Genomic DNA, 17,033 nt, shown 5'->3' on the forward strand with positions numbered 1-17,033 from the left:
GGCGATGGATAAGGCGCCCGCCAGTGGCGGTGTGCGAGAGGGGCGGACCGGGGGCAGCGGGAGCGGGAGCGGCGTCCATCTGGGGGACGTGAAACAATCGGACTGGCTCACCGGTGTCCACAGCGAGCAGGAGACACAGCACGATGCGTATCGGAGTTCTCACGGCAGGCGGCGACTGTCCGGGGCTGAACGCGGTGATCCGGTCGGTCGTGCACCGAGCGGTCACGACGTACGGCGACGACGTCATCGGCTTCGAGGACGGTTACGCGGGCCTGCTGGACGGGCGCTACCGGAGCCTGGACCTCAACGCGGTGAGCGGCATCCTCGCCCGCGGCGGCACCATTCTCGGCTCCTCCCGCCTGGAACGCGACCGGCTGCGCGAGGCCTGCGAGAACGCCTCCGACATGATCCGGGACTTCGGCATCGACGCGCTCATCCCGATCGGCGGCGAGGGCACCCTGACGGCGGCGCGGATGCTGTCGGACGCGGGCCTGCCCGTGGTCGGCGTGCCGAAGACGATCGACAACGACATCTCCTCCACGGACCGCACCTTCGGCTTCGACACCGCCGTGGGCGTGGCCACCGAGGCGATGGACCGGCTGAAGACGACGGCCGAGTCCCACCAGCGCGTGATGGTCGTCGAGGTCATGGGCCGGCACGCGGGCTGGATCGCCCTGGAGTCCGGCATGGCGGCCGGCGCGCACGGCATCTGCCTGCCCGAGCGGCCCTTCGACCCGGCCGACCTGGTCGAGATGGTCGAGGAGCGTTTCGCCCGCGGCAAGAAGTTCGCCGTCATCTGCGTCGCCGAGGGCGCCCACCCCGCCGACGGCACCATGGACTACGGCCACGGCGACATCGACCAGTACGGCCACGAGCGCTTCCGGGGCATCGGCACCGCGCTGGCGTACGAGCTGGAGCGACGGCTCGGCAAGGAGGCCAAGCCGGTCATCCTGGGCCACGTCCAGCGCGGCGGCACGCCGACCGCGTTCGACCGGGTGCTCGCCACCCGCTTCGGCTGGCACGCCGTGGAGGGCGCGCACCGTGGCGACTTCGGCCGGATGACCGCGCTGCGCGGCAACGACATCGTGATGGTGCCGCTGGCGGAGGCGGTGACCGAGCTCAAGACGGTGCCGAAGGACCGGATGGACGAGGCGGAGTCGGTCTTCTAGGCACCGGTGCCGCCCCGGGCCCGCTCGACGAGGGCGGGCCGCCGCGGGAGGCACGAGAGCGGGCCCTCGGGGCCGTCACCCCTCGGCCGCCCCGCCGAGCCGTCGTACGCCCGTTCTCGCCTACCTCGTCCGGCCCGCGTCCCGGAGCCAGCGGTAGACCAGTTCGGGCCGGCCCACCTGCCCGTACAGGGGGCTCCGGCCGGCCCGGCCCGCCTCCACCAGGTGCTCCAGGTACCGCCGGGCCGTGATGCGGGAGATGCCGACGGCCTCGGCCAGGGCCGCGGCCGTGAGCCCCTCCGGCGCCTCCCGCAGCGCCGCCGTCACCCGCTCCAGGGTCGGCGCGCTCAGTCCCTTGGGCAGCGCGGCGGGTCCCGGTGCGCGCAGGGTCGCCAGGGCCCGGTCCACCTCGTCCTGCCCGCTGGCCTCCCCGGCCGCCGCGTGGAACTCGGCGTACCGCACCAGCCGGTCCCGCAGCGTCGCGAAGGTGAACGGCTTGAGCACGTACTGGACCACCCCCAGCGACACCCCCTCCCGGACCACCGCCAGGTCCCGCGCCGAGGTCACCGCTATGACGTCCGCCTGGTGCCCGGCGGCCCGCAGCGAGCGGGCCAGCTGCAGGCCGTGCCCGTCCGGCAGGTGCAGGTCGAGCAGCAGCAGGTCCACCGGCGTGCGGTCGAGCATCCGCCGCGCCTGCGCGCCGGTGTGCGCCGTGCCCACGGCGACGAACCCGGGCACCCGGCCCACGTACATCACGTGCGCGTCCGCCGCGACCGGGTCGTCCTCCACGACGAGGACGCGGATGGGCTCTGGCCGGGTCATGCCTCGCCTCCGGGCACTCCGTCGCCGTCCCCGGCCAGCACCGGCACCCGGCCCCGGGCCCCTTCCGCCAGCGGCAGCCGTACCTCGAACACCGCCCCGCCCTCCTCGGCCTCCGCCACGCTCAGCGTCCCGCCGTGGCGGTGCACCGCCTGCCGGACGAGCGCCAGTCCGAGACCCCGGCCGCCGGGGCCGGCCGGCTTGGTGGAGAACCCGCGCTGGAACACCAGGTCGGCGTGGGCGGGATCGACCCCCGCACCGGTGTCCGTCACGCGCAGCAGCAGTTCCGCGCCCTCGGTACGCGCGGTCACCGTCACCCGCGCCGGTACTCCGCCCCGCGCCGCGTCGACCGCGTTGTCGACCAGGTTGCCGAGGATCGTCACCAGGTCCCGGGCCGGAAGCGCCTCGGGCAGCAGCCCGTCGTCCAGGCCGCTGTCCGGCGACACCACCAGCTCCACGCCCCGCTCGTTGGCCTGCGCCGTCTTGCCGAGCAGCAGTGCGGCCAGCACCGGCTCGTTCACCGCCGCGACCACCTGGTCGGTCAGCGCCTGGGCCAGCTCCAGCTCCGCCGTCGCGAAGTCCGCCGCCTCCTCCGCCCGGCCCAGTTCGATCAGCGAGACCACCGTGTGCAAGCGGTTCGCCGCCTCGTGCGCCTGTGACCGCAGCGCCTGCACGAAGCCCCGCTCGGAGTCCAACTCACCCATCAGCGACTGGAGTTCGGTGACATCGCGCAGGGTCACCACGGTGCCCCGGCGCTCTCCGCCGGACACCGGGGAGGTGTTCACCACCAGGACTCGCGACGCCGTCAGATGCACCTCGTCCACCCGCTGCTCGGAGGCCAGCAGGGCGCCGGTCAGGGGCACCGGGAGGCCGAGGTCCGCCACCGACGTCCCCACCACGTCCTTCTCCCTCGGCACGCCCAGCAGTTCCCGCCCGCCGTCGTTGATGAGCGCCACCCGGTACTGCGCGTCCAGCATCAGCAGCCCCTCGCGCACCGCGTGCAGCGCGGCCTGATGGTAGTCGTGCATCCGGCTGAGCTCCGCCGCGTTCATGCCGTGGGTGTGCCGGCGCAGCCGGGCGTTGATGACGTACGTGCCGATCGCGCCGAGCGCGAGGACCCCGGCCGCGACCCCGAGCAGCGCCGTGACCTGGACACGCTGGCTGATCGCCGTGACCTTGATGCCGGCGCTGACCAGCCCGACGACGCGGCCGTCCGCCGTGACGGGCGTGACCGCGCGGACGGACGGGCCGAGGGTGCCGGTGTAGGTCTCGGTGAACGTCTCGCCGCGCCGGGCCCGGGAGATGGTGCCGAGGAAGCGCTTGCCGATCTGGGACCGCTGCGGGTGGGTCCAGCGGATGCCCTGCGGATTCATGATCGTGACGAAGTCGACCCCGGTGTCGTGCTGGACCTTCAGCGCGTACGGCTGGAGCAGCGCGGTGGGGTCGGAGGTGCCGATCGCCGCCCGCACCGACGGGGCGTCGGCGATCGAGCGGGCCACCGCCGTGGCCTGCCGCCGGGCCGCCTCCTCGGCCTGACCGCGGTCGCTGACGTAGGTGAACAGTGCATATCCGGCCACGACGAGCGCGAGCAGCACGGCCTGCATGGCGAAGAGCTGGCCCGCCAGGCTGCGAGGTCTCGGGGGGACGGGGAGGCGCATGCGGTCAGTGTGCCTCCGAGTCGTGGCGTGAACTAAATGAACGGAAGGGTGACCGCCCTCACAGGGCGGGAGATAGTCACCGGGTTCCCTTAATCCCCCGGACGTGAGCCGCACGCCGGTGATGCCGACGAAGACGTCAAGGAGGGCAGCCGTGGCCGCCAGCACCCCCGATACGGCACCTGCCGCACCCGCCGTGAGGCGGGACCGCACCCATTATCTGTACATCGCCGTGATCGTCGCCGTGGTGATCGGCATCGGCGTGGGCCTGATCGCCCCGGACTTCGCGGTGGAGCTGAAGCCGCTGGGCACCGGCTTCGTCAACCTGATCAAGATGATGATCTCGCCGATCATCTTCTGCACGATCGTGCTGGGCATCGGCTCGGTGCGCAAGGCGACCAAGGTCGGTGCCGTCGGCGGTATCGCGCTCGGCTACTTCCTGGTGATGTCGCTGGTCGCGCTGACCATCGGCCTGGTGGTCGGCAACGTCCTGCACCCGGGCGACGGGCTGCACCTGACCAACGCCCTCAAGGAGACCGGTCACGCCCAGGTCTCGGCGGACGCGCTGCCGCCCGTGGACTTCGTGCTGTCGATCATCCCGGTCACGTTCGTCTCCGCCTTCACCGAGGGCCAGGTCCTGCAGACCCTTCTCGTCGCGCTGCTCGCCGGGTTCGCGCTGCAGGCGATGGGTGCGGCCGGGCAGCCGGTGCTGCGGGGCGTCGAGCACATCCAGCGGCTCGTCTTCCGCATCCTCGCCATGGTGATGTGGGCCGCCCCGATCGGCGCCTTCGGCGCGATCGCCGCGGTCGTCGGCTCGGCCGGCGTGGACGCGCTGAAGAGCCTCGCCGTGCTGATGCTCGGCTTCTACGTCACCTGCTTCCTGTTCGTCTTCGTCGTGCTCGGCGCGCTGCTGCGCGTGATCTCCGGGCTGAACGTTTTCTCGCTCTTCAAGTACCTGGCCCGCGAGTTCCTGCTGATCCTTTCCACCTCCTCCTCCGAGTCGGCGCTGCCGCGGCTGATCGCGAAGATGGAGCACCTGGGCGTCAGCAAGCCGGTGGTCGGCATCACCGTCCCGACCGGCTACTCGTTCAACCTCGACGGCACCATGATCTACATGACCATGGCGTCCCTCTACATCGCCGACGCCCTGGGCACCCCGATGTCGGTCGGCGAGCAGATCCCGCTGCTGCTGTTCCTGCTGCTCGCCTCCAAGGGCGCGGCGGGCGTCAGCGGCGCCGGCCTGGCCACCCTGGCCGGCGGGCTGCAGTCGCACAAGCCCGCCCTGGTCGACGGCGTCGGCCTGATCGTCGGCATCGACCGCTTCATGAGCGAGGCCCGCGCCCTGACGAACTTCGCGGGCAACGCCGTCGCCACGGTCCTGATCGGCACCTGGACCAAGGAGATCGACAGCGACCGGGTCCGCCGGGTGCTCGCCGGTGAGCTGCCCTTCGACGAGAAGACGCTGCTGGACGACGCCGAGGGCGACCCCGGCGAGCTGCCCGGGCAGCGCGAGGACGGCGAGAAGGAGCTGGCCAAGGCGTAACCCCTGGAACGGCCGGGGCGTCCGCCCCGGCCGCGGGCCGGCCGGCGGATGCGGCCGCCCCGGCCCCCGCCGAGAGCCCGGCCCCGCCTGATCCGGGGCCGGGCTCTCGGCGTCCGGCCGTCCCCGCCGTCCGCGTCCCCGCCGTCCCGCCGGTCGTCCCCCGCCGTAGCCGTAGCCGTAGCCGTAGCCGGAGCCGGAGCCGGAGCCGGAGCGGTCCGTCGCTCGGGTCGGCCGCCGGTCTCAGCCCATCGTCCTCGCCACCAGCGCGGTGGCCAGGGATGCGGGCACGCCCGCCGCGGCCAGGACGGTGACCGCGGCGGAGCGGCCCGCCTCCTGCGCCGTGAGCAGGCCGTCGTTCACCGCCTCCATCACCGCGAACAGCATCTGCTCGTGCACGTACGCCAGGGCCGGCGCGGGCAGCGGGGAGACGAAGACGCCCCGGTCGAGACCCCGCTGGAGCAGTTCCACGGCGCTCTCCCGGACCGGGGCGAGGCGCTCGCGGATGCCCTGCATGGTGACCGTGCGCTGGGCGAGCGCGATGAGCAGCCGGTAGCGGTCGGCGATCTCCCAGACCGCCAGCACCGAGCGCGCCACCGCCTCCGCCGGATCCGCGACGCCCTCCCGGGCCGCCGCATGGGCGTCCGCCAGCGCCTGCACCGCACCGTCGACGAGAGTGCTGATCAGCGCCTCGCGACTGGTGAAGTGCCCGTACACCGTCCGCCGTACGACGCCCGCCGCGCGCGCGATCTGGTCCATGGACGCGTCGGGGTCCCGCAGCAGCTCGGCGAGGGCGACATCGAGGATGCGGCGCCGGTTCGCGTCGGCGCGACTGGTGTTACCCGTGGACATGGCTGCCATTCTGCACGCCCCGCGGCCGGTCTCCCCGGTTCCTCCGCCAGGGCTTCACCTCCTCTATTTGCACAACACTGTGCAGGAGCCGTACATTGCACATGGTTGTGCAATTGCGCTTCAGTGTGGAAGTTGCTCGTGTCAGTGCCGTCGCGCACGTCTGTGAGGAAGGCGACCCGAAGCCATGCGACTCGTCATGACGGAACCGGTCGAGAGGACGGACCGCCCCTACGCCCGGCGCTGGTGGGCGCTCCTGGTGCTCTGCCTGAGTCTGCTGATCATCGTGATGGCGAACACCGCCCTCACGGTCGCCGCGCCCGACATGACGAGGGACCTCGGCCTGTCCAGCGCGGACCTGCAATGGGTCATCGACGGCTACACCGTCCCCTACGCCGCGCTGATGCTGCTGCTCGGCGCGCTCGGCGACAAGTACAGCCGGCGCGGTGCACTCGTCCTCGGGCTCGTCGTGTTCGGCGGCGGGGCCGTCTTCGGCTACCTCGCCGACGGCGCCGCCACGGTCATCGCGGCCCGCGCGGTGATGGGGGTGGGTGCCGCGCTGATCATGCCGGCCACGCTCTCGCTGCTGGCCGCGACCTTCCCGCGCGCCGAGCGCGCCAAGGCGATCACCCTGTGGACCGCGACCGCCGGACTCGCCATCGCGGCCGGCCCTGTCGTCGCCGGAGCGCTGCTCAGGAACCACGGCTGGTCCTCGACCTTCCTGATCAACGTGCCGATCGCCGCCGTCGCGCTGGTCGCCGCCTTCGTCCTGGTCCCGCCGTCCAGGGCCGGCCACCACGACCGCATCGACTACGTCGGCGGACTGCTGTCGGTGGTCTGGATCGGCGCGCTGGTCTACATGATCATCGAGGGCCCGCACTTCGGCTGGGGCGTCAAGGCGGTCACGGCCGCGGCCGTCGCGGGCGTGGGGCTGGCCGCCTTCGTCCTGTGGGAGCTGCGCCACCCGCGTCCCGTCCTGGACGTCCGCCGCTTCGCGCACCGCCGTTTCGCCGGGTCCAACCTCGCCGTCGCGCTGTTCTTCCTGGCCGTCTTCGGCGCCTTCTACTACCTCACCCAGCACCTGCAGTTCGTCCTCGGGTACGACGCCCTGGGCACCGGCCTGCGGATGCTGCCGCTCGCCGGCGCCGTCTTCGCCGGCTCGGCGCTGACCGGCTACCTCACCCCGCGCGTCGGCATGAGGCTCACCGTGACCGCGGGCATGGTCGGCGGCACCGCCGCCCTCGCCCTGCTCACGCGGGTGGACGCCGGGTCGTCCTACGGCGACTTCGTGGCCCCGCTGATGATCCTCGGCCTGGCGATCGGGCTCGCGCTCTCGCCCTGCACCGACGCCATCATGGGCGCCTTCCCGGAGTCCGAGCTGGGCGTCGGCGGAGCCGTGAACGACACCTCGCTGGAGCTCGGCGGCTCGCTCGGCATCGCCATCCTCGGCTCGCTGCTGTCGACCTCCTACGCGAACCACCTCTCCGACGCCACGGCCGGCAGCAAGCTCCCGCCGAGCGCCCTGTCCACCGCGCAGGACTCCGTCGGCGCCGGCTACCAGGTCGCCTGGGGCGTCGGCGCGAAGGCGCGGCGGCTCGCCGAGCAGGCCGCCGGGGCGGGCGACCCCCAGCAGGCCGCCCAGCTGAAGGCACAGGCCGGGCAGCTCGCCCAGGGGGCCCGGCAGATGAGGGACGCGGTCGGCTCCGCCTTCTCCGACGCGGTCGCGCACACCAGCCTGGTCGGCGCCGTGGTCCTCGGCGTGGGCACGCTCCTCGTCGCCCTGCTGCTGCCCGGCCGGGAGACCCCCGCCCCGGACGCGGCGGCCGAGGAGGAGCGGGAGCCGGCGGTCGGCGCCGCGCGCTGACCGGCCGCCCCTCATGCCGCCCTCTTCCCCGGATGCACTAGCGTGCCGTGCCGGATCAACCGGCACGGCACGTTCCGTGTGCGTGCGAGGCTCTGCGGAGGTACGGGGGACATGAAGATCGACTGGGACCGGCGCCACTGCGCGCGCAAGGGGCACGTGACCTACGCGCCGGACGACCCCCGGCTGCGGGTCCGGCTGCACACCCGGACCGCCCTCGGGGACGCGTGGCGCTGCCTGCGCTGCGGCGACTTCGTGCTCGGTGAGCCGCACGGCTCGGGACCGGCCGCCGACGCTCCGCTGGTGCCGCGCGGAAAGGTGCTGAGGGACCTGTTCATCCTGCGGTTCCTGGCCGTCGAGCGGGCCGTGCGCGGGGTCTTCGTCGTGCTGGTCGCCGTGGCGGTGTGGAAGTTCAGCAACAGCCAGGACGCGGTACGGCGGCTGTTCAACGAGAACCTCGACGTCTTCCGCCCGGTCTTCCGGCACTTCCACTACGACCTCGACCACTCGCCGGTCGTCGGCACCATCCAGAAGACCTTCGGCTACCAGCACTCCACGCTGCTCGTGGTGGCGGCCCTGCTGGTGGCGTACGCGCTGGTCGAGCTCGTCGAGGCGGTCGGCCTGTGGTACGCCAAGCGGTGGGCCGAGTACCTCACCGTGGTCGCCACCGCCGCCTTCCTGCCGCTGGAGATCTACGAGCTCACCGAGCACGTCAGCGCCGTGAAGATCGCCACGCTGGTGCTCAACATCCTCGCCGTCCTCTACATCGCCCTGGCCAAGCGCCTGTTCGGCCTGCGCGGCGGCCGCAGGGCCTTCGACGAGGAGCGGCACAGCGCCTCGCTGATGGAGGTGGAGGAGTCCGCCGGAGTCACCGCCTGAGCGGACGGCGCGGAGGGGAGCGGACCGGACGGCCGCCGCCGCGCTTGCCTTGACGTCGGCGTCAAGGCGTACGTTCCTGTCCATGCGAATCGGCGAGCTGGCCGAGCGGGCCGGGACCACGACGCGGACCCTGCGGTACTACGAGTCGCGGGGACTGCTGCGAGCACGGCGGGACCTCAACGGGCACCGGACGTACGACGAGGCGGATCTGAAGCTGCTCAGGCAGATCCGGACGCTGCGGGACTTCGGGTTCGACCTGGAGGAGACGCGGCCGTTCGTGGAGTGCCTGCGGGCCGGGCACCCGGAGGGCGACTCCTGCCCGGCCTCGCTCACGGTCTACCGGCGCAAGCTGGACGAGCTCGACGCGCTGATCGGCGAGCTGCGGGCCGTGCGGGCGCAGGTCGGCGCGCAACTGGCGAGAGCCGAGCGCGCCAGGGACGGGCTGGCCCCGCGGTGCGAACTGGGAGGGCAGGAGCAGTGATCAAGGCGGCGGGTGTGGCAGAGGTGACCGACGGGGACTTCGGGACGGAGGTGCTCGGCTCGGAGCTCCCGGTGCTGGTCGAGTTCACCGCCGACTGGTGTCCGCCGTGCCGGCAGATGGGGCCGGTGCTCACCGCGCTCGCCGCCGAGGAGGGCGGCCGGCTCAAGGTGGTGCAGCTGGACGTGGACACCAACCCGGACACCACGAACGCGTACAAGGTGCTGTCGATGCCCACCTTCATGGTGTTCCGCGACGGCGAGCCCGTGAAGGCGATGGTGGGGGCGCGGCCCAAGCGCCGGCTCCTGGAGGAGCTCTCCGACGTGCTCTGAGCGCACCCGGACATGAGGAAATCCCCCGAGCGATTGCGTCCGGGGGATTTCTTCGCGTATATTCGCCGATTCGCGACTTCAGTGAAATTGGTCGCGAATAAGTTCAGTGAGTACAGTATATCCGGGCGGGAGCGGAATTGTCAAACACCGAATTTCCGGACGATGAATTGCGTCGCGAGCAGGAATTCGTCGACGGGCTGTACGCGCGCGTGGACGCGCTGCGCGGCGACACCGAGACCTCGGTCGCGGACGCGCTCGCGCAGGGCGACAAGCCCATGCAGGCCAGGCTGGAGCGGGACATCCTCGTCGCCGAGCGCTCGGGGCTGCTCGCCGCGCTGAACGCCGTGGACGGCTCGCTCTGCTTCGGCCGGATCGACCTCGCCTCCGGCGTCAGCCACCACATCGGCCGCATCGGCCTGCGCGCCGACGACGCCGACCGCACACCGGTCCTGATCGACTGGCGGGCCGATGTCGCCCGCCCCTTCTACCTCGCCACCGGCCACACCCCGATGGGCCTGCGCCGGCGCCGGCACATCTCCACCGAGGGCCGCCGGGTCACCGCCCTGCACGACGAGATCCTCGACCTCGGCGACGCCACCCGCACGGGCCACGAGGACCCGACCGGCGACGCGGTGCTGCTCGCCGCCCTCGACTCCGCGCGCACCGGCCGCATGGGCGACATCGTGCGGACCATCCAGGCCGACCAGGACCGCATCATCCGGGCGCCGCACCGCGGGGTGCTCGTGGTGGAGGGCGGCCCGGGCACCGGCAAGACCGCGGTCGCGCTGCACCGCGCGGCCTACCTGCTCTACGAGCACCGGGACCTGCTCGCCAGGCGGGCCGTCCTGATCGTCGGACCCAACCCGGCCTTCCTCGGCTACATCGGCGAGGTGCTGCCCTCCCTCGGCGAGACCGGCGTCCTGCTGGCGACCGTGGGCGAGCTGTTCCCCGGCGTACGGGCGACGGCGGCCGACACCCCGGAGGCGGCCGCGGTGAAGGGCCGCGCCGAGATGGCCGGCGTGCTCGCCGCCGTCGTACGCGACCGGCAGGCGCTGCCCGACCCGGTCGTCACGATCGAACACGACCGCGAGGTCCTGATGCTCGACGACGGCCTGGTGAACGTCGCCCGCGAACGCACCCGCGCCACCGGGCTGCCGCACAACGCGGCGCGCGAGCACTTCGAGGGCCACATCCTCAACACGCTCACCGATCTGGTCGCCGAGCGGATCGGCACCGACCCCTACGACGGCTCGAACCTGCTCGACGCCAGTGACATCACCCAGATCCGCGACGAGCTCGCCGAGAACCCGGAAGTCTGGTCCGCCATCGACGGGTTGTGGCCCCGTCTCACCCCGCGGCGGCTGGTCGCGGACTTCCTCGCCGCGCCCGACGGGTACCTCTCCGAGGCGGACGCGGACGCCGTCCGCCGCCCGGTGACGCGCGCCTGGACCGTGGCCGACGTGCCGCTGCTCGACGAGGCCGCCGAACTGCTCGGCGAGGACGACCGCGCGGTCCGCGCCCGCGCCGAACGTGAGCGCGAGGCCCAGGTGTCGTTCGCGCAGGGCGTCCTCGACGTGTCCTACGCCTCCCGGACCTACGAGTTCGAGGACAAGGAGGACAGCGACCCGGAGGGCTCCGAGGTGCTGGCCGCGCACGACGTCATCGACGCCGAGCGGTTCGCCGAGCGGCACGAGGAGGCCGACCACCGCAGCGCCGCCGAGCGCGCCGCCGCCGACCGCGGCTGGGCGTTCGGGCACATCATCGTGGACGAGGCGCAGGAGCTGTCGCCGATGGCCTGGCGGCTGCTGATGCGGCGCAGCCCGACCCGCTCGATGACGCTGGTCGGCGACCCCGCGCAGACCGCGGAGGCGGCGGGCGTCGGCTCCTGGGCGGACATCCTCCAGCCGTACGTCGAGGACCGCTGGGAGCACACCCGCCTCGGCGTCAACTACCGCACCCCGGCCGAGATCATGGAGGTCGCCGCCGCCATGGTCCGCGCCGAGAACCCCGCCTTCGAGCCGCCCGGCTCGGTCCGGTCGACCGGCCTGCGCCCCTGGGCCCGCGCCACCGACGACCTGCCCGGCGCCGTCGCCGGCGCGGTGCGGGAGCTGACCCCGGCCGAGGGCCGGCTCGCGGTGATCGCCCCGCGCGATCTGCACCGGGCGCTCGCGGCACGGCTCGAAGGGGTGACGGCGGGCGCGGAGCCCGACCTGACGCGGCCGGTCGTCCTGCTCGACCCGCGCCAGGCCAAGGGCCTCGAGTTCGACTCCGTCCTCGTCGTCGAGCCCGCCCGCTACGGCACCAGCGACCTGTACGTCGCCCTCACCCGGGCCACCCAGCGGCTGGGCGTGCTGCACACCGGCGACCTGCCCGAGCCGCTGGCGGACACCCTCGGCTGACGGCCCGTGGCCGGGCGGGCCCGGAGCACTGGGCCCTCTCTTCCGGATCTGGCCGGGGTCGCGGCGTCCGGCACGCACATCTGCCGCGTTGTCGTCACTCGCCGACTCCCCCGAGCGCTCTCGGCTGCGCTCGGGCTGGGGGGACCCCCATCGCGTCGACTCCTTCCTCCGCCCTGCATCTGCACGCACCGGACGCCGCTCGGGCACCTCGGAAGGCACCGTCGCCCGGAGCCGGCCTGACCCGAAAGAAAGGCCCTAGGCGGGCCGGAGCCACACCGTCGCCAGGGGCGGCAGGGTCAGGCGGATGCTCGCCGGACGGCCGTGCCACCCCTGGGGCTCCGGCTTGACCGGGTCCGGGTGGACGACGTCGCCGCCGCCGTACCGGGCCGCGTCGGTGTTGAGCACCTCCAGCCAGGCCGGGACGTCGTCGGGGACACCGAGGCGGTAGTCGGGCCGGACCACCGGGGCGAGATGGGTGACCGCCAGCAGCGGGTTGCCCTCGGCGTCGTAGCGCAGGAAGGCGAACACGTTGTCGTCCGCGGCGTCCCCGACGACCCACTGGAAGCCGTCGGGGTGGACGTCCCGCTGCCACAGCGCGGGCGCGCCCCGGTAGATGGAGTTGAGGTCGCGCACCAGGTCCCGCACGCCCCGGTGGTCGGCCTCCGCCCCGTACGCCGGGTCGAGCAGCCACCAGTCGGGGCCCCGGACCTCGGACCACTCCGAGCCCTGCGCGAACTCCTGTCCCATGAAGAGCAGTTGCTTGCCCGGGTGGGACCACATGAAGCCCAGATAGGCCCGCAGGTTCGCGCGCTGCTGCCACCAGTCGCCGGGCATCTTCGACACCAGCGACCGCTTGCCGTGCACGACCTCGTCGTGGGAGATCGGCAGCACGTAGTTCTCGCTGTAGGCGTACACCATCGAGAACGTCATCTCACCGTGGTGGTACTTGCGGTGGACCGGCTCGTGGCTCATGTACTCCAGCGAGTCGTGCATCCAGCCCATGTTCCACTTCAGCCCGAACCCCAGACCGCCGAAGCCGCTCGGCCCCCGGTGGTGGGTGGCCCGGGTGACGCCGTCCCACGCGGTGGACTCCTCGGCGATGGTCACCACGCCCGGCGCCCGGCGGTACACGGTCGCGTTCATCTCCTGGAGGAACGCCACCGCGTCCAGGTTCTCCCGGCCGCCGAACTCGTTAGGTGTCCACTGCCCCGGCTCGCGCGAGTAGTCCAGGTAGAGCATCGAGGCGACCGCGTCCACCCGCAGCCCGTCGATGTGGAACTCCTGGCACCAGAAAACCGCATTGGCGACCAGGAAGTTGCGCACCTCACGCCGGCCGAAGTCGAACTCCAGGGTCCCCCAGTCCGGGTGCGCGGCACGCAGCGGGTCCTCGTGCTCGTACAGCGGACGTCCGTCGAACTCGGCCAGCGCCCAGGCGTCGCGCGGGAAGTGCGCCGGCACCCAGTCCATGATCACGCCGATCCCGGCCCGGTGCAGCGCGTCGACCAGGTACTTGAAGTCGTCCGGGGTGCCCAGGCGCGCGGTGGGGGCGTAGAAGCCGGTGACCTGGTAGCCCCAGGAGCCGCCGAAGGGGTGCTCCGCGACCGGCATCAGCTCCACGTGCGTGAAGCCCATGTCCTTGACGTACACCGGCAGCTGCTCAGCCAGTTGACGGTAGGTCAGCCCCGGCCGCCAGGACGGCAGGTGCACCTCGTAGACCGAGAATGGCGCGTCGTGCGCCGGGACGTCGGCGCGGCGGGCCAGCCACTCCTGGTCGCGCCACTCGTAGTGCGAGGCGTGGACGACGGAGGCCGTGGCCGGCGGGGCCTCGGTGCGGCGCGCCATCGGGTCGGCGCGCAGCGTCCGGGAGCCGTCCGGCCGGGTGATGTCGAACTTGTACAGCTCGCCCTCGCCGATGCCGGGCACGAACAGCTCCCATACGCCCGAGGAACCCAGCGAGCGCATCGGGAAGCCGGTGCCGTCCCAGAAGTTGAAGGTGCCGGCCACCCGCACACCCCGGGCGTTCGGCGCCCACACCGAGAAGCGTGTGCCGGTCACGCCCTGGTGCGTCATCGGGTGGGCGCCCAGCACCTGCCACAGCTCCTCATGGCGGCCCTCGCCGATCAGATGCAGGTCCAGCTCGCCGAGGGTGGGCAGGAAGCCGTAGGCGTCCTCGGTGTGCTGGAGCGTCCCCTCGTACGCCACCTCCAGCCGGTAGGCCGGGACCTCCCGCAGCGGCAGCAGCCCGGAGAAGAACCCCTGCCCGTCGTCGTGCAGTTCGGCGCGCAGGTCACCGGTGAGGACCGTGACGGCCAGCGCGTACGGCCGGAAGGCCCGGAAGGCGACCCCGCCGGGCACCGGATGCGCGCCGAGCACCGAGTGCGGGGCGTGGTGCGCGCCGGCGAGCAGCCGCTCGCGGTCTCCCGCGTCCAAGGCCGGTGAGGCGGCCACCTCCAGCGGCCCGGCCGGGGCCGCCCCCGCCTCCCTTGCCGCGACGGCCTCTGCCGTGCCCCCGGTCTCCGCGTCCGTCTTGACCGCGACCGTCCTGCGGGCCGGGGTCTTCTTCGCGGCGGGCTTCTTCGCCGGGGCCTTCTTCGGCGCGGCTTTCGCCGCCGCTTCCGGTGCGGACCGTGCCGCGGACGTCGCGCTCTTCGCCGCCGTCCTCTTCGCGGTCGCCTTGGCCGCCTTGGTCGCGTTGGTCGCGTCCGTCGTCCTGGTCGCGGCCTTCTTGGTCACCGCTTTCCGGGCCGCCGTCTTCTTCGCCGCGGCCTTCTCCACGCTCTTCCGGGTGGTGTTCTCGGGGCTCTCGTTCTTCTCGGCCGTCTGGGACGCCGTCTTCCGCGCGGAACTCTTACGCGGGGCGGCCGTCGGCTGCTCGGCGCCGGTCCGTGCGGGCGTCTTCTTCGGATCCGAACCGCTGGACGGGGGGCGGGGGGTCACGGGCGGTGCCTCCTCGGCGCAGGTCAGGTGGGAAGGGGGTGGATGTGGGTCAGGTGGGGTCGGGGGCGGCCAGCCGGCGCACCGCGGCGAGCGGCACCGGCAGCCAGTCGGGGCGGTGCCGGGCCTCGTAGAGGACCTCGTAGATCGCCTTGTCCGTCTCGTAGGCCCGCAGCAGCACCGGGTCGGTTCGCGGGTCGCGGCCGGCGACCTCGGCGTATCCGGCGCAGTAGGCGGCCCGGCAGGCCTCGGCCCACTCCGGGGCGGGCGCACCGCCGGCCGAGTGCGCCGCGTAGTCGAAGGAGCGCAGCATCCCGGCGACGTCCCGCACCACGGACTGCGGCATCCGCCGCTCCGCCAGCGGCTTGGCCGGCTCGCCCTCGAAGTCGATCAGCCACCACTCGCCGGACGGGGAGCGCAGGCACTGGCCCAGGTGCAGATCGCCGTGGATGCGCTGCGCGGTCCAGGTGTGGCCCTCGGCGGCGAGATCGGCGAGCGCCTCGAACGCCGAGAACAGGCCGGGGGCGAACGGCCGCAGCGCGGGCACCGCCTGCGCGGCCGCCTCCAGCCGCTCGGCCATGCCGTCCACCAGCGACTGCATCTGCAGATGGCCCAGGGTGACGGTGGGCAGCGCGCGAGCGAGCGCGGTGTGCACCTCGGCCGTGGCGCGTCCGAGCGCCCGCGCCTCGGCGCTGAAGTCCTCCCCCTTGGCCAGCTCGCGCAGCGCCAGCTCCCAGCCGTCCGACGCGCCCTGCAGGAAGGGCTGGAGCACGCCGAGCGTGTACGACTCGCCGTCCAGCTCCGCCGTCATCCACGCCGTCGGCGGGGGCACCCGCGGGCAGCCCTCCCGGGCCAGCGCGAGCGGCAGCTCCAGGTCGGGGTTGACGCCGGGGACGACCCGGCGCAGCAACTTGAGGATGAACGTATCGCCGTAGACGACCGAGGAGTTGGACTGCTCGGCGGTCACCACGCGCGGCACCAGGTCCGCGCGTATCTCGTCCTGCCGCTCGAAACGCAGCCCGCCGATGCGGGCCCGGGTGCGCAGCGCCTCCAGGATCACCTCGGCGGGCCGGGAATCGTACAGGGCCTCGTACACCGTGCGTCCGGCGAACGGCCCCTCCGTCACGTGCCCGATCAGCGCGGGAGCCAGCCGGGGCGGCAGCGCCTCGCGCACACCTATCAGGAGCTGATAGCAGTCGCCCGGGTGTGACACGGCGCCCTGGACGGGAGCGAGTGGCTGATGGGCGCGGACCAGCAGGTGGAACAGCCCCAGCTTTCCGTTCGCCGGCAGCAGCTCGGTCGCGGCGACCAGCGAGAACCCCGTGACCGGGCGACCCTTGCCCGCGAACCAGCGCTGCCGCGGAAGCCACTCCCGCAGCAGCGGGTCCAGGGACGCGAGGAGGCCGGGGCTGCTGGTGATGACAGAGCGTGTGACGGCTTCCGACATGGCGTCGCGTCCAATCGCTGGTCATGGGTGTGACTGACGCGTGCCCACGGGTGGGGCGGGAGAAACCGCCCCACCCCCGAGTACAGGTCCTCTCTTTCGGATCCCGCCGCGGGTCGCGGGGTCCGGCACGCGCTCCCCGAGCTCTTCGAGCAGGGGCCCCAGCTGCGTTGTCGTCGGTCGCCGACTCCCCCGAGCTCTGGGCTGCGCCCGGGCAGGGGGGACCCCCATCGCGTCGACTCCCTCCTCCGCCTTGCAGCTGCACGCACCGGACCCCGCTCGGGCACCTCGGAAGGCACCGTCGCCGGGAGCCGGCCGGATCCGAAGGAAAGGCCCTAGCTAGGCGGCATCCTTGCGGAGCCGGAACCAGTAGAAGCCGTGTCCCGCGAGGGTCAGCAGATACGGCAGTTCCCCGATGGCCGGAAAGCGCACCCCGCCGAAGAGCTCCACCGGATGCCGGCCGTGGAAGGAGCTCAGATCCAGCTCGGTGGGCTGCGCGAACCGGGAGAAGTTGTGCACGCACAGCACCAGGTCGTCCTCGTACTCCCGCAGGAACGCGATGACCGCCGGATTCGACGACGTGAGTTCGGTGTAGGAGCCGAGGCCGAAGGCGGGGTTCTGTTTGCGGATCTCGATCATGCGGCGGGTCCAGTGCAGCAGCGAGGAGGGCGAGGACA

At 72.8% G+C, this 17,033-nt stretch carries 13 protein-coding genes; 7 read left to right on the forward strand and 6 right to left on the reverse strand.

All coding sequences use genetic code 11. The annotated features are described in order from the left end of the window. The first annotated feature begins 143 nt into the window (after window positions 1–143). Window positions 144–1,169, forward strand: a complete 1,026-nt coding sequence (locus ACF1A5_RS30095; protein WP_392196031.1) for an ATP-dependent 6-phosphofructokinase — start codon at window positions 144–146, stop codon at window positions 1,167–1,169. A 120-nt stretch (window positions 1,170–1,289) separates the two neighbouring features. Here the strand turns inward: ACF1A5_RS30095 and ACF1A5_RS30100 are convergent, their stop codons facing one another. Both ACF1A5_RS30100 and ACF1A5_RS30105 read right to left on the reverse strand, forming a co-directional pair. Further along, entirely contained in the window at window positions 1,290–1,988 is a 699-nt protein-coding gene (locus ACF1A5_RS30100; RefSeq protein WP_392196032.1) for a response regulator, read from the reverse strand. Continuing rightward, window positions 1,985–3,643, reverse strand: coding sequence for an ATP-binding protein (locus ACF1A5_RS30105; protein ID WP_392196033.1), 1,659 nt, complete (start codon window positions 3,641–3,643; stop codon window positions 1,985–1,987). The genes ACF1A5_RS30100 and ACF1A5_RS30105 overlap by 4 nt, the downstream gene beginning before the upstream one ends. Before the next feature lie 121 nt (window positions 3,644–3,764). Between ACF1A5_RS30105 and ACF1A5_RS30110 the strand changes: the two genes are divergently transcribed. Further along, window positions 3,765–5,183: a cation:dicarboxylate symporter family transporter gene (locus ACF1A5_RS30110; RefSeq protein WP_392196046.1), complete on the forward strand. Its 1,419-nt coding sequence runs from the start codon at window positions 3,765–3,767 to the stop codon at window positions 5,181–5,183. A gap of 240 nt (window positions 5,184–5,423) precedes the next feature. On the opposite strand, the gene ACF1A5_RS30115 is transcribed toward ACF1A5_RS30110, so the two are convergent. Next, window positions 5,424–6,041, reverse strand: coding sequence for a TetR/AcrR family transcriptional regulator (locus tag ACF1A5_RS30115; RefSeq protein ID WP_392196034.1), 618 nt, complete (start codon window positions 6,039–6,041; stop codon window positions 5,424–5,426). 175 nt (window positions 6,042–6,216) lie between these two features. On the opposite strand from ACF1A5_RS30115, the gene ACF1A5_RS30120 reads away from it, so the two are divergent. The 5 genes from ACF1A5_RS30120 to ACF1A5_RS30140 all read left to right on the forward strand — a co-directional run bounded on the left by ACF1A5_RS30120 (window position 6,217) and on the right by ACF1A5_RS30140 (window position 11,978). Then, complete coding sequence (locus ACF1A5_RS30120) at window positions 6,217–7,893, forward strand: MFS transporter (protein WP_392196035.1); 1,677 nt, start codon at window positions 6,217–6,219, stop codon at window positions 7,891–7,893. Between the two features lie 111 nt (window positions 7,894–8,004). Continuing rightward, window positions 8,005–8,769 (forward strand): DUF2127 domain-containing protein, encoded by a 765-nt coding sequence (locus tag ACF1A5_RS30125; protein ID WP_392196036.1) that lies wholly within the window; start codon window positions 8,005–8,007, stop codon window positions 8,767–8,769. An 82-nt stretch (window positions 8,770–8,851) separates the two neighbouring features. Further along, the gene (locus tag ACF1A5_RS30130) at window positions 8,852–9,250 is read left to right on the forward strand and encodes a MerR family transcriptional regulator (protein ID WP_392196037.1); all 399 of its coding nucleotides are present in this window, start codon (window positions 8,852–8,854) and stop codon (window positions 9,248–9,250) included. Then, on the forward strand, window positions 9,247–9,579 hold the full coding sequence (locus ACF1A5_RS30135) for a thioredoxin family protein (protein ID WP_392196038.1): 333 nt from the start codon (window positions 9,247–9,249) through the stop codon (window positions 9,577–9,579). The genes ACF1A5_RS30130 and ACF1A5_RS30135 overlap by 4 nt, the downstream gene beginning before the upstream one ends. Before the next feature lie 137 nt (window positions 9,580–9,716). After that, on the forward strand, window positions 9,717–11,978 hold the full coding sequence (locus tag ACF1A5_RS30140) for a HelD family protein (protein WP_392196039.1): 2,262 nt from the start codon (window positions 9,717–9,719) through the stop codon (window positions 11,976–11,978). A 255-nt stretch (window positions 11,979–12,233) separates the two neighbouring features. On the opposite strand, the gene glgB is transcribed toward ACF1A5_RS30140, so the two are convergent. The 3 genes from glgB to ACF1A5_RS30155 all read right to left on the reverse strand — a co-directional run. Further along, on the reverse strand, window positions 12,234–14,915 hold the full coding sequence (gene glgB / locus ACF1A5_RS30145) for a 1,4-alpha-glucan branching enzyme (protein WP_392196040.1): 2,682 nt from the start codon (window positions 14,913–14,915) through the stop codon (window positions 12,234–12,236). A 49-nt stretch (window positions 14,916–14,964) separates the two neighbouring features. Continuing rightward, complete coding sequence (locus tag ACF1A5_RS30150) at window positions 14,965–16,359, reverse strand: maltokinase (RefSeq protein ID WP_392196041.1); 1,395 nt, start codon at window positions 16,357–16,359, stop codon at window positions 14,965–14,967. A gap of 336 nt (window positions 16,360–16,695) precedes the next feature. Beyond that, the coding region (locus ACF1A5_RS30155; protein WP_392196042.1) for an alpha-glucosidase C-terminal domain-containing protein at window positions 16,696–17,033 on the reverse strand (338 nt) is incomplete at its 5' end.

Source organism: Streptomyces sp. NPDC014864, from assembly GCF_043081525.1.
Taxonomy (GTDB): domain Bacteria; phylum Actinomycetota; class Actinomycetes; order Streptomycetales; family Streptomycetaceae; genus Streptomyces.